We start from the raw sequence: 12,670 nt of genomic DNA on the forward strand, positions 1-12,670 counted from the left end.
GCCTGACACGACGCTTTCGCGAGCAAGCCCGCTCCCACAGGAGTGCAGTGGTGAAACTCCCCATACAGAACAAAGAAAAGATCCAAGCCAAGCGGAGCAAACGTGATGCAAAAGCCCAAACCGAATTTCTACAACATGGCGTGGCGCTGGCATTTCTATGCCGGCCTATTCGTCGCGCCGTTCATGGTAATGCTGGCCCTGACCGGCATCATTTACCTGTTCAAACCGCAGCTCGATTCGCTGATGTACAGCAGCCTGCTCAACGTCCCCGCCGGGCATCACATGGTGCCGGCCGATGATCTGCTGCAACGGGTGAAAAGCGCTTATCCACAAGGCCAGATCACCCAGTACCTGCCGCCGGCCAACGCCGAACGCAGCGCTCAGTTTGTCGTGAAGAATGAGGGTCATGAACTCAATGTGTTCATCGACCCGTACCACGGCGACATCCTTGGCGAGCAGGATGCGAAGAAAAATCTGCAAGCCGTCGCCCGCGCCATTCACGGCGAGTTGATGATCGGCACGCTCGGTGACCGCCTGATCGAACTCGCCGCCGGTTGGGGCGTGGTGCTGGTGGTGTCGGGGGTGTTTCTGTGGTGGCCGCGCGGTCAGGCGGCGGGGATTCTGTGGCCACGCCTGAACAGTCGCGGTCGCGTATTGTGGCGTGATCTGCACGCGGTCACCGGGTTCTGGGGCGCGGCATTGCTGCTGGTGATGCTGCTCAGCGGCATGACCTGGACCGGTTTCTGGGGCAAGCAGTACGCCCAAGTGTGGAACGTGTTCCCGGCCGCGATGTGGAACAACGTGCCGACCTCCGACGTCGAGGCCGGCAGCCTCAATAACGCCGCGCGCCAGACCGTGCCATGGGCAATGGAAAACACGCCGATGCCGATGTCCGGCGACCACGCCGAACACATGGCCCACGGCGGCATGCAACACGGTCCCGCCGCACCCGCGATCAGCCTGCAAGAGGTGCAGAACATCGCCATTGAACGCAAGGTCGAACCGGGCTACAGCATCACCCTGCCGACCACCGCAACCGGTGTGTTCACCATTGCCGTGTTCGCCGACGACCCGCGCAACGACGCGACCCTGCATGTCGATCAGTACACCGGCAAGGTCCTCGCTGATGTGCGTTTCGAGCAGTACGGCGCGGTGGCACGGGCCACGGAAATCGGTGTGATGCTGCATGAGGGCAAGATGTTCGGCACCTTCAACCAGATTGTCGTGCTGCTGATCTGCCTGATGATTCTGCTCAGCGCCGTCAGCGGTGTGGTGATCTGGTGGAAGCGGCGTCCGCAGGGCAAGTTCGGCGTGCCGCCGCTGCGCCATGACCTGCCGAAATGGAAAACCGGCGTGGCGATCATGCTCGCTCTGGCCGTGATCTTTCCGCTGGTGGGCGCTTCGCTGGTGCTGGTCTGGCTGCTGGATCGGCTGCTGTTGTCGCGTCTGGGCCGCCAAGCTGAATCTGCCTCAACTTCAACGTGAAGCAGGCGAGATGCGCGTTTCAGACAGATCTTTAAACTGCCGGGACTTAAACTTCGGCATTTTTTAGTGTTACTGTGTAACACAAATAGGCCGCTCTGCCCGCCACCACAAGTGGCGGGCTTTCTTTTGAAGAAGTGATTCACCGTCCCGATGAACAAGTACCTCTTGTCCAGCCTCTGCCTGTTCACCCTGAACAACGCCAACGCCGATGGCCAACCGCTGACTCTGCCCACCGGCACCATCAGCGCCCCGGCCATGGATGACGAAAACGTCAGCCTGACCACGCCGACCACCGCCGGTTCGCGTCTGAACCTGACAGCCATGGAAACTCCGGCCAGCGTCGAAAGCCTCAGCGGCGAGCAGGTTCGCGCCCGTGGTGATCGCAGCGTGCAGGACGCCGTGTCGCGCAGCACCGGCATCAGCCGCACCGGCACCCCGGGCGATGGCGGCACCTCGTTGCAGGCACGCGGTTTTACCGGGCAGAGTTCGGTGATGCAGTTGTATGACGGTAACCGCATGTACACCGGCATGGGCACCGTGACCTTTCCGGTCGACACCTGGTCGGTGCAGCGCGTCGACGTACTGCGCGGTCCGGCGTCGGTGCTGTACGGCGAAGGCGCGACCGGCGCGGTGGTCAACGTGATTCCGAAGAAACCGTTCGAGGGTGAAATCGAAAATCACCTGCGCCTCGGCTACGGTTCCTACGACAGTCAGCAGCAGGCGTTCGACAGCGGCGGCTCGCTGAGCGACACCCTGAGCTATCGCCTCAATCTCAATCGCCTGCGCAGCAACGGCTGGATCGATCGCGGTGATTCATCAAGCGACTTCATCAGCGCCGCCCTGCGCTGGCAGGCCACCGACGACCTGGCCTTCACCCTCGCCCACGACTACGGCGATCAGCGCCCGCAGAACTACTTCGGCACGCCGCTGACAAATGGCCGATTGCAGGACAGCCTGCGCAACAAGAACTACAACGTGCGCGACGACCAGCAGCACTACAACGATCAGTGGACGCGCCTGACCACCGATTGGCAGATCAACGACGCCGTCAGTGCCAGCAACGAGCTGTACTACCTCAAGGCCCAGCGCCGCTGGCAGAACGCCGAAAACTACAACTTCGACACCGCCACGCAACAGCTCAGCCGCAGTGGCTACTTCGGCATCGGCCATCAGCAGGAGCAGGTCGGCGACCGCCAGACCTTCACCTTCAAGCACTCGCTGTTCGGCCTCGACAGCCAGACCGTGACCGGCGTCGATTACAACCGCATCCGCTTCCAGCTCAATAGCAACTCGCCGTTCAACGATGTGCTGCCGAACGGTCAGGCGCTGGATCTGTATCACCCGCAACCGGGCTATTTCGAAAGCGCCAACCCGTACCGCGACCAGTTCGACAGCACCACCAAACAGATGTCAGTGTTCGCTGAAAACCGCACGCAACTGAGCGAGCGCTGGTCGCTGGTGACCGGCGTGCGCCGTGATTACGTGCACGTTGATCGCAACAATCTGATCGACGACAGCCAGAGCGACAAGACCCTGACCGGCAACAACTGGAAGGCCGGACTAGTGTTTGCCCTGACGCCCGAGACTTCGTTCTACGGTCAGGTCGCGACCAGCACCGACGGCATCGGCGGCCTGATATCCCTCAGTCCGAGCCAGCAGCAATACGACCTGTCGACCGCGCGCCAGACAGAAATCGGCATGAAACAGTTGTTCTGGGATCAGCGCGGCGAGTTCACCCTGGCGGCCTATCGCATCGTCAAAAAGAAACTGCTGACCGACGATCCGGGTAATCCGACGCTCAAGCAGCAAGTCGGCCAGCAATCGTCCAACGGCCTGGAAGCCAGCCTCGATCTGCAACTGCCGCACGCCTGGCAACTGCAGGCCAACGCGGCGATTGTCAAGGCCAGGTACGATGATTTCTCCGAAGTGGTCAACGGGCAAACCCTGTCGTACAACGGCAATCGCCCGGTGGATGTGCCACGGCGCACCGCCAATCTGTGGCTGAACAAAAACCTCAGTGATGATCTGAAGGCCGGGGCCGGCATGCGTTATGTCGATGCGCGTTACGCCGACATGGCCAACCGCAACGAGCTGCCGAGTTACACCGTGGTCGATGCGACGCTGTCGTGGCAAGCCCTGCGCAACACCACGCTCGGTCTACAGCTGAACAATCTGTTTGACCGCCAGTACGCACAAAGCCAATACAATGCGGGCCAGCAGTGGATTCTCGGCGAGCCGAGATCGTTCTTCGTCACGGCCGATTACACCTTTTGATTCACCGGCCCCTTCGCGAGCAAGCCCGCTCCCACATTGAAATGCGATCCACTGTGGGAGCGGGCTTGCTCGCGAAGGCGTCATCAGCAACACCCGATATTTCAGAGTAGAAGATGACCTCACTGACCCTCGCCAACCTCGCCTGGACTCCTCTGGGCCACGGCCACTGCCATCACCAGTTCCAGCTGCGTGACGCCTCGTTGCAGGTGGCCGCCGGTGAGTTTGTCGGGCTGATCGGTCCCAACGGCAGCGGCAAGACCAGCCTGCTGCGCTGCGCCTATCGCTTCAGCCAGCCGGAAAGCGGAGAGGTCAGACTCGATCACCACAACGTGTGGAAACAGTCCTCGCGCTGGTGCGCGAAACGCATCGCCGTGGTTTTGCAGGAATTCCCCGATGCCTTTGGCCTGACCGTCGAAGAAGTGGTCGCCATGGGTCGCACGCCGCACAAAGGCCTGTTCGATGGCGACACGCTGGAAGATCGCAATCTGGCGACGCAAGCGCTCAAATCCGTCGGCCTCGACGGCTTCGAAGACCATGCGTTCGCCACCCTGTCCGGCGGTGAGAAGCAGCGGGTGATCCTTGCCCGCGCCCTGACTCAGCAACCGCAATTGCTAATCCTCGACGAGCCGACCAACCACCTCGACCCGCGTTATCAGCTCGAACTGCTGCAACTGGTCAAACGTCTGCAGATCGGCACCCTCGCCAGCATTCACGACCTGAACCTGGCCGCCGCGTTCTGTGACCGACTGTACGTGATCAACCACGGGCGGATCGTCGCCAGCGGCACGCCGCAACAGGTACTCACCACCGAGCTGCTGCGCGACGTGTTCGGCGTCGAGGCGTTGATCGATTCCCATCCCCTCCACGGCTACCCGCGAATCACCTGGATAACCCGACCATGACTGTGCGTTCCCTGCTTTGCGTCGCTCTTTTGTTGTGCAGTGCCCAGGCTTTCGCCGAAGCCACGAAATACCCGTTGACCATCCATAGCTGCAACCGCGAAGTGACCTTCAACGAAGCGCCGAAACACGCGGTCAGCCACGACATCAACATGACCCAGATGATGCTCGCCCTCGGTCTCAAATCACGCATGGCCGGTTATAGCGGCGTCAGCGGCTGGAAGTCGGTGACGCCCGAGATGCAGTCGTTGCTCGACGGTTTGCCGGAGCTGGCTGCGAAATATCCATCGGTGGAAACCCTGCTCAACGCCAACGTTGATTTTTTCTTCGCCGGCTGGGATTACGGCATGCGCGTCGGCGGCGACCTCACGCCGCAGACCCTGCAACCGCTGGGCATCAACGTGTATGAGCTGACCGAATCCTGCGCCTTCGTGATGAAGCGCCCGGCGGCGACACTGGACGACACCTACAACGACCTGCGCAACCTCGGGAAAATTTTCGACGTGCAGGATCGCGCCAACGCACTGATTGCCGACATGCAGAATCAGGTCGCCGAGATCCGCAAAGACCTGCCCGCCGACAAGCCGCGCGTGTTTCTCTACGACAGCGGCGAAGACCGCGCCATGACTTCCGGGCGTCTCGGCATGCCGCAGGCGCTGATTGATGCTGCAGGCGGGCGCAACATTCTCGACGACGTCGACGCGAGCTGGACGAGGGTCAACTGGGAGACCGTGGTCGAACGCAATCCGCAGGTGATCGTGATCGTCGACTACAGCGAAATCACCGCTGAACAGAAGATCGAATTTCTGCTGAAGAACCCGGCGCTGCAATCGGTCGATGCGATCAAGAACCAGCGCTTCATCGTCATCCCTTACGTGCAGGCCACGCCGGGGATCGATAACGTGCTGGCGGTGGAAACCCTGGCCAAAGGATTCCACGGCGAATGATCGACCGTCGCTACGCCTTGTTGCTGATAGCCCTCGGCGCCCTGTTGCTGGTGTCGTGCGTGGTGTCGCTCGGCTTTGGTCCGGCGCGGGTGCCGGTGGACGTGGTTTGGCGGATTCTGCTGCACAAGACCTTGGGTTTCGGCGAGGTGAGCTGGAGCGCCGGGCAGGAACACATCGTCTGGCTGATCCGTGTGCCGCGCATGTTGCTCGGGGCGTTGGTCGGTGCCGGGTTGGCGTTGATTGGCGCGGTGCTGCAAGCGGTGACGCGCAATCCTCTTGCCGATCCGCACCTGCTCGGCGTCACCTCCGGCGCGACACTCGGCGCAGTGATCGTGGTGCTGCACATAGGTGAGATCGTCGGTCTGCTGACCTTGCCGATTGCTGCTTTCATCGGTGCGTTGCTGAGCATGTTTCTGGTGCTGGGCATTGCCAACCGTCAGGGTCGGCTCGACAGCGATCGCCTGCTGCTGTGCGGCGTGGCGGTGTCGTTCGTAATGATGGCGATCGCCAACCTGCTGCTGTTCATGGGCGACCACCGCGCCAGTTCGGCGGTGATGTTCTGGATGCTCGGCGGCCTTGGCCTGGCGCGCTGGGAGTTGCTGACAATACCGGCGCTGAGCGTGTTGCTCGGCCTCGGTCTGCTATTGGGCATGGCCCGGCCATTGAACGCACTGATGGCCGGCGAACAGACCGCCGTCACCCTCGGCCTGAATGCCCGCGCGGTGCGCCTGCGGGTGTTTGTGATCGCCTCGTTGATGACCGGGGTGCTGGTGTCGATCAGTGGCTCGATCGGTTTTGTCGGGCTGATGGTGCCGCACATTGCCCGGCGTCTGGTCGGCGCCGAACACCGCCGACTGCTGCCGACCTGCGTACTGCTCGGCAGCCTGTTTCTGGTGTGGGTCGATGTTGCCGCGCGAACTCTGATCGCGCCGGAAGACCTGCCCATCGGCGTTGCCACCGCGGCTATCGGCGGTCTGTTCTTCATCGGCCTGATGCGCCGCCGCTGACACAACAAACATAAAAAACTGTGGGAGCGAGCCTGCTCGCGAAGAGGCCGTGCCAGCCAACTTCATTTTTGAATGACCCACCGCATTCGCGAGCAAGCCCGCTCCCACAGTGAATGGCACTGTTTGCGAAATCGGCGCCCTAATCTGGCGCACACGAATGCACCGTCACACGCGACTCGTTCCTTCATGGTGCATCCCATCAACGCGCAACCGCTCTAAACCGACATTTTCCTGCCCGATCCCGACCGGGCACAGCCCTTGCAAAACACACCTTCAGTCGTCCGCATCTGCCAACCATAAAAAACTTTAACGTTCATGGAGATCGCACAATGAAGCGTCGCAGTTTGATCAAGGCTTTCACACTCACGGCATCCATTGCCGCGATGGGCATGACCTGGACTGTCCAGGCCGCCGAGACCATCAAGGTGGGGATTCTGCATTCGTTGTCCGGGACCATGGCGATCTCCGAAACGTCGCTCAAAGACATGGCGCTGATGACCATCGACGAGATCAACGCCAAGGGCGGGGTGAACGGCAAGATGCTCGAACCGGTGGTAGTCGACCCGGCATCCAACTGGCCACTGTTTGCCGAAAAAGGCCGGCAGTTGCTGACCCAGGACAAGGTCGCCGTGGTGTTCGGTTGCTGGACATCGGTGTCGCGTAAATCGGTGCTGCCGGTGTTCGAAGAACTCAACGGCCTGCTGTTCTACCCGGTGCAGTACGAAGGCGAAGAGATGTCGCCGAACGTCTTCTACACCGGCGCCGCACCGAACCAACAGGCGATTCCGGCGGTGGAATACCTGATGAGCGAAGAAGGCGGCAGCGCCAAGCGTTTCTTCCTGCTCGGCACCGACTACGTCTACCCGCGCACCACCAACAAGATCCTGCGCTCGTTCCTGCACTCCAAAGGCGTGGCCGACAAGGACATCGAAGAGGTCTACACCCCGTTCGGTCACAGCGACTATCAAACCATCGTCGCCAACATCAAGAAGTTCTCCGCCGGCGGCAAGACAGCGGTGATCTCCACGGTCAACGGCGACTCCAACGTGCCGTTCTACAAAGAGCTGGCCAACCAGGGCCTGAAGGCTACCGACGTACCGGTGGTGGCGTTCTCGGTGGGTGAAGAAGAGCTGCGCGGCATCGACACCAAACCGCTGGTGGGCAACCTTGCGGCGTGGAACTACTTCGAGTCCGTGGAGAACCCGGTGAACAAGAAGTTCGTCGCTGACTGGAAGGCTTACGCGAAGAAACACAACCTGCCGGGCGCCGACAAAGCGGTGACCAACGACCCGATGGAAGCCACTTACGTCGGCATCCACATGTGGGCGCAGGCAGCGGAAAAAGCCAAGTCCACCGACGTCGACAAAGTTCGCGAAGCGCTGGCCGGCCAGACCTTCGCCGCGCCGTCCGGTTACACCCTGACCATGGACAAGACCAACCACCACCTGCACAAACCGGTGATGATCGGCGAGATCCAGAACGACGGTCAGTTCAACGTCGTGTGGCAGACCGAAGGCCCGATCCGCGCCCAGCCTTGGAGTCCGTTTATCGATGGCAACGACAAGAAGCCGGATTATGCGGTGAAGAGCAACTGAGCCATTGGGTGTCGGGCTGGTAAGACTTTCAGTCCGACATACTCCCCCTGTGGGAGCGGGCTTGCTCGCGAAAGCAGTTCGTCATTCAACTTATATGCAAGCTGACACACCGCTTTCGCGAGCAAGCCCGCTCCCACCATTAGTCCGCGCAAGGCGACTCTTTATGCCGACTACCCTATACCGCTTCATCCTCGCCATCGCACTGCTGTTGCCGATGACTGCCTTTGCCGGTGACGCCGAAGACTTCGTCGCCGCCAATCCCGTGCAGCAAGCCAGACTGCTGGAAGCCTGGGCCGCGCAGCCCGAGCCGGCGCGTGTCGAGCTGATCAACGCCCTGCAACAAGGCGAATTGACCCTCGACGGCCAGCCGAAAACCCTGCGCCTGAACAACCGCCTGCGGGGTCTGATCGACACCGCGTTGGCCAGCCACCAATTGCTCGCCGCCGACGCCAAAACCCGTCTGACTGCCGCGCAGCAATTGCAGAAAAGCGCGAAACCCGCGCAGCTGAAATTCCTCGACCAGCAACTGGCTGGCGAAAAAGACGAGAACGTCCACGCCGCCCTGAGCCTGGCGCTGGCCAATCTGCAGCTGGTCGACAGCGATCCGGCGGTGCGTCTGGCCGCCGTGCGCCTGCTCGGCGAAACCGGCGATCCGCTGGCCCGCACGCGCCTCGAAGGCCTGCTCGAACCCGGCGTGGAAAGCGATGCCGGGGTGCGCACCGCCGCCGAAACCAGTCTGGCTCAGGTCAAGCGCAAACTGCTGATCGGCGAAGTGTTGGGTCAGGCGTTCAGCGGCATGTCCCTCGGCTCAATCCTGCTGCTCGCGGCCCTCGGTCTGGCGATCACCTTCGGCCTGCTCGGGGTGATCAACATGGCCCACGGCGAGATGCTGATGCTTGGCGCCTACTCGACCTACGTAGTGCAGTTGCTGTTCCAGCGCTACGCCCCGCAAGCCATCGAGTTCTACCCGCTGATCGCGCTGCCGGTGGCGTTCTTCGTCACGGCGGCAATCGGCATGGCGCTGGAGCGCACGGTGATTCGTCATCTCTACGGCCGACCGCTGGAAACCCTGCTCGCCACCTGGGGCATCAGCCTGATGCTGATTCAGTTGGTGCGCCTGCTGTTCGGCGCGCAGAACGTTGAAGTGGCGAACCCGGCGTGGCTGTCCGGCGGGATTCAAGTGCTGCCGAATCTGGTGCTGCCGTACAACCGCATCGTGATCATCGCTTTCGCTTTGTTCGTGGTGGTGCTGACCTGGCTGCTGCTGAACAAGACCCGCCTCGGCCTCAACGTCCGTGCGGTCACGCAGAACCGCAACATGGCCGCCTGCTGCGGCGTGCCGACCGGGCGCGTCGACATGCTCGCCTTCGGCCTCGGCTCGGGCATTGCCGGCCTCGGTGGCGTGGCGCTGAGTCAGATCGGCAACGTCGGCCCGGACCTGGGCCAGAGCTACATCATCGACTCGTTTCTGGTGGTGGTGCTCGGTGGCGTCGGGCAACTCGCCGGCAGCGTGCTCGCTGCGTTCGGGCTGGGCATCGCCAACAAGATTCTCGAACCGCAGATCGGTGCGGTACTCGGCAAGATCCTGATCCTCGCGCTGATCATTCTGTTCATCCAGAAACGTCCGCAAGGCCTCTTCGCACTGAAAGGACGGGTGATCGACTGATGAACCAGCCTCTACTTGTCACGGCCACGCAAAAGGCCGGGCCGAAAGTCACCCTCGCCATCGGCGCAGTGATCCTCGCGCTGCTGATCGCCCTGCCGCTGCTCTCACTGTTGCCGGCGGACAGCGCACTGCATGTTTCCGCCTACACCCTGACGCTGGTTGGCAAAATCCTCTGCTACGCCATCGTCGCCCTGGCGCTGGATCTGGTCTGGGGTTATGCCGGGCTGCTGTCGCTGGGCCACGGCCTGTTCTTCGCCCTCGGCGGTTATGCGATGGGCATGTACCTGATGCGACAGGCCGCCGGTGATGGTTTGCCGGCGTTCATGACCTTTCTGTCGTGGACGGAGTTGCCGTGGTACTGGAGCGGCACCAGCAGCTTTATCTGGTCGATGTGTCTGGTGGTACTGGCACCGGGTCTGCTGGCGCTGGTGTTCGGCTTCTTCGCCTTCCGTTCGCGGATCAAGGGTGTGTATTTCTCGATCATGACCCAGGCCCTGACCTTCGCCGGGATGCTCCTGTTTTTCCGCAACGAGACCGGCTTCGGCGGCAACAACGGCTTCACCAATTTCCGCACGATTCTCGGTTTCGGCATCACTGAACCCGGCACTCGCGCGGTGCTGTTTCTGGCGACGGTTTTGTTGCTGGTGGCAAGTCTGTTCATCGGCTGGCGTCTTGCACAGAGCAAGTTCGGCCGGGTGCTGACCGCGCTGCGCGATGCAGAAAACCGCCTGATGTTCTGCGGCTACGACCCGCGCGGTTTCAAACTGTTCGTCTGGGTCTTGAGCGCGGTGCTGTGCGGTCTGGCCGGGGCCCTGTACGTGCCGCAAGTGGGGATCATCAACCCGAGCGAAATGTCGCCGACCAACTCGATCGAGGCGGCGGTATGGGTCGCCCTCGGCGGTCGCGGCACGCTGATCGGGCCGCTGCTCGGTGCCGGTGTGGTCAACGGCATGAAGAGCTGGTTCACCGTGGCCTTCCCTGAATACTGGCTGTTCTTCCTCGGCGCGCTGTTCATCGTCGTGACGTTGTATTTGCCCAAAGGCGTGATCGGCCTGCTGAAGAAACGAGGTGAACAATGAGAGTCACTGCGAGTGCTGAATTCATGCTCGAACCAGCGTTTTTCCCCGTGGAACCGAACAAGGACGAAGGCACCAGCCGTGACTCGATCGGCCTCGGCCAACGCGTCGGCCCGGGCCTCGATACCCGCCACGGCACGATCCTGACCCTGGAAGACATCAGCGTCAGCTTCGACGGCTTCCGTGCGCTGAACAATCTGAACCTGTACATCGGTGTCGGCGAACTGCGCTGCATCATCGGCCCCAACGGCGCGGGCAAGACCACGCTGATGGACGTGATCACCGGCAAGACCCGCCCCAGCCACGGCAAGGCCTGGTTCGGCGAAACCCTCGACCTGACGCAGATGAGCGAAGTACAGATTGCCCAGGCCGGCATCGGTCGCAAGTTCCAGAAACCCACAGTGTTCGAAGCGCTGAGCGTGTTCGAGAATCTGGAGCTGGCGCAGAAGACCGACAAGTCGGTGTGGGCCAGTCTGCGGGCGAAGTTGAGCGGCGAGCAGAAAGACCGGATCAGCGAAGTGCTCGACACCATTCGCCTGACCACCTCGGTCAATCGCCCGGCGGGCTTGCTGTCCCACGGGCAGAAACAGTTTCTGGAAATCGGCATGTTGCTGATGCAGGACCCGCAACTGCTGCTGCTCGACGAGCCGGTGGCGGGCATGACCGATGCCGAAACCGAATTCACCGCCGAGCTGTTCAAGTCGCTGGCCGGCAAGCATTCGCTGATGGTGGTGGAGCACGACATGGGCTTCGTCGGCTCGATTGCCGACCATGTGACGGTGCTGCATCAGGGCAGCGTGCTGGCCGAAGGGTCGCTGGAGCAGGTGCAGGACAACGAGCGGGTGATCGAGGTTTACCTCGGCCGCTGAGCTGCAAACACCTTTCCAAACTGTAGGAGTGAGCCTGCTCGCGATAGCTGTGTATCAGATAAGCCGGCGTTGACTGACACGCCGCTATCGCGAGCAGGCTCACTCCTACAAGCGATTTGAGGAGATTTTGAGAATGCTGCAAGTCGACAAGCTGCACCAGTACTACGGCGGTAGCCACATCCTCCGTGGCCTCTCATTCGACGTAAAAGTCGGCGAAGTCACCTGCCTGCTCGGGCGCAACGGCGTGGGCAAGACCACCCTGCTCAAATGCCTGATGGGCCTGTTGCCGGCCAAGGAAGGTGTGGTGAACTGGGAAGGCCAACCGATTACCACGTTCAAGCCGCACCAGCGGGTACACGCCGGGATCGCCTATGTGCCACAGGGCCGGGAAATCTTTGGCCGGCTCACGGTGGAGGAGAATCTGCTGATGGGCCTGTCACGGTTTCCCGGCAGCGAAGCGAAAGAAGTACCAGGTTTCATCTACGAATTGTTCCCGGTGCTGCTACAAATGAAGCAGCGCCGCGGCGGCGACCTGTCCGGCGGTCAGCAACAGCAGCTGGCTATCGGGCGCGCACTGGCCAGTCGTCCGCGTTTGCTGATCCTCGACGAGCCCACCGAAGGCATCCAGCCCTCGGTGATCAAGGAGATCGGCGCGGTGATCAAGAAGCTCGCGGCGCGGGGCGACATGGCGATTTTGCTGGTGGAGCAGTTTTACGACTTCGCCGCCGAGCTGGCCGATCAATACCTGGTGATGTCCCGGGGCGAGATCGTGCAGCAGGGTCGCGGTGAAAATATGGAGGCCGAGGGTGTACGAGGTCTGGTAACAATTTAATCTGTAGCTTCCTAACGATA

General features: G+C 61.6%; 10 protein-coding genes. All 10 read left to right on the plus strand.

The features are described 5' to 3' along the window. Positions 1 to 105 precede the first annotated feature (105 nt). The 10 genes from V3W27_RS20720 (at position 106) to urtE (ending at position 12,650) form a co-directional block, all read left to right on the plus strand. Positions 106 to 1,485 carry a PepSY-associated TM helix domain-containing protein gene (locus tag V3W27_RS20720; RefSeq protein ID WP_330207417.1) on the plus strand — a complete coding sequence of 460 codons (1,380 nt, stop codon included), beginning with the start codon at positions 106 to 108 and terminating at the stop codon, positions 1,483 to 1,485. A gap of 150 nt (positions 1,486 to 1,635) precedes the next feature. Continuing rightward, positions 1,636 to 3,759: a TonB-dependent receptor gene (locus tag V3W27_RS20725; protein WP_330207418.1), complete on the plus strand. Its 2,124-nt coding sequence runs from the start codon at positions 1,636 to 1,638 to the stop codon at positions 3,757 to 3,759. A 113-nt stretch (positions 3,760 to 3,872) separates the two neighbouring features. Next, complete coding sequence (locus V3W27_RS20730) at positions 3,873 to 4,661, plus strand: ABC transporter ATP-binding protein (RefSeq protein WP_027613567.1); 789 nt, start codon at positions 3,873 to 3,875, stop codon at positions 4,659 to 4,661. Next, complete coding sequence (locus tag V3W27_RS20735; RefSeq protein ID WP_115988311.1) at positions 4,658 to 5,605, plus strand: ABC transporter substrate-binding protein; 948 nt, start codon at positions 4,658 to 4,660, stop codon at positions 5,603 to 5,605. The genes V3W27_RS20730 and V3W27_RS20735 overlap by 4 nt, the downstream gene beginning before the upstream one ends. Next, entirely contained in the window at positions 5,602 to 6,612 is a 1,011-nt protein-coding gene (locus V3W27_RS20740; protein WP_330207419.1) for a FecCD family ABC transporter permease, read from the plus strand. Before V3W27_RS20735 ends, V3W27_RS20740 begins: the two co-directional genes overlap by 4 nt. A gap of 329 nt (positions 6,613 to 6,941) precedes the next feature. Beyond that, positions 6,942 to 8,207, plus strand: coding sequence for an urea ABC transporter substrate-binding protein (gene urtA, locus V3W27_RS20750; protein WP_027613564.1), 1,266 nt, complete (start codon positions 6,942 to 6,944; stop codon positions 8,205 to 8,207). A 163-nt stretch (positions 8,208 to 8,370) separates the two neighbouring features. Then, positions 8,371 to 9,873, plus strand: coding sequence for an urea ABC transporter permease subunit UrtB (gene urtB, locus V3W27_RS20755; RefSeq protein ID WP_330207420.1), 1,503 nt, complete (start codon positions 8,371 to 8,373; stop codon positions 9,871 to 9,873). Next, positions 9,873 to 10,952: an urea ABC transporter permease subunit UrtC gene (gene urtC / locus V3W27_RS20760; protein WP_330207421.1), complete on the plus strand. Its 1,080-nt coding sequence runs from the start codon at positions 9,873 to 9,875 to the stop codon at positions 10,950 to 10,952. Before urtB ends, urtC begins: the two co-directional genes overlap by 1 nt. Further along, on the plus strand, positions 10,949 to 11,818 hold the full coding sequence (gene urtD, locus V3W27_RS20765) for an urea ABC transporter ATP-binding protein UrtD (RefSeq protein ID WP_007950599.1): 870 nt from the start codon (positions 10,949 to 10,951) through the stop codon (positions 11,816 to 11,818). The genes urtC and urtD overlap by 4 nt, the downstream gene beginning before the upstream one ends. A 133-nt stretch (positions 11,819 to 11,951) precedes the next feature. Beyond that, complete coding sequence (gene urtE, locus V3W27_RS20770) at positions 11,952 to 12,650, plus strand: urea ABC transporter ATP-binding subunit UrtE (protein ID WP_098966990.1); 699 nt, start codon at positions 11,952 to 11,954, stop codon at positions 12,648 to 12,650. Positions 12,651 to 12,670: the final 20 nt, after the last annotated feature.

Source organism: Pseudomonas sp. AM14(2022), assembly GCF_036346455.1.
Taxonomy (GTDB): Bacteria; Pseudomonadota; Gammaproteobacteria; order Pseudomonadales; family Pseudomonadaceae; genus Aquipseudomonas; species Aquipseudomonas putida_A.

Excerpts from the sequence above, each read along its gene's own strand:
- V3W27_RS20720 (WP_330207417.1), top strand. The coding sequence starts at position 106 with ATGCAAAAGCCCAAACCGAATTTCTACAACATGGCGTGGCGCTGGCAT.
- V3W27_RS20725 (WP_330207418.1), top strand. The coding sequence starts at position 1,636 with ATGAACAAGTACCTCTTGTCCAGCCTCTGCCTGTTCACCCTGAACAAC.
- V3W27_RS20730 (WP_027613567.1), top strand. The coding sequence starts at position 3,873 with ATGACCTCACTGACCCTCGCCAACCTCGCCTGGACTCCTCTGGGCCAC.
- V3W27_RS20735 (WP_115988311.1), top strand. The coding sequence starts at position 4,658 with ATGACTGTGCGTTCCCTGCTTTGCGTCGCTCTTTTGTTGTGCAGTGCC.
- V3W27_RS20740 (WP_330207419.1), top strand. The coding sequence starts at position 5,602 with ATGATCGACCGTCGCTACGCCTTGTTGCTGATAGCCCTCGGCGCCCTG.
- urtA (WP_027613564.1), top strand. The coding sequence starts at position 6,942 with ATGAAGCGTCGCAGTTTGATCAAGGCTTTCACACTCACGGCATCCATT.
- urtB (WP_330207420.1), top strand. The coding sequence starts at position 8,371 with ATGCCGACTACCCTATACCGCTTCATCCTCGCCATCGCACTGCTGTTG.
- urtC (WP_330207421.1), top strand. The coding sequence starts at position 9,873 with ATGAACCAGCCTCTACTTGTCACGGCCACGCAAAAGGCCGGGCCGAAA.
- urtD (WP_007950599.1), top strand. The coding sequence starts at position 10,949 with ATGAGAGTCACTGCGAGTGCTGAATTCATGCTCGAACCAGCGTTTTTC.
- urtE (WP_098966990.1), top strand. The coding sequence starts at position 11,952 with ATGCTGCAAGTCGACAAGCTGCACCAGTACTACGGCGGTAGCCACATC.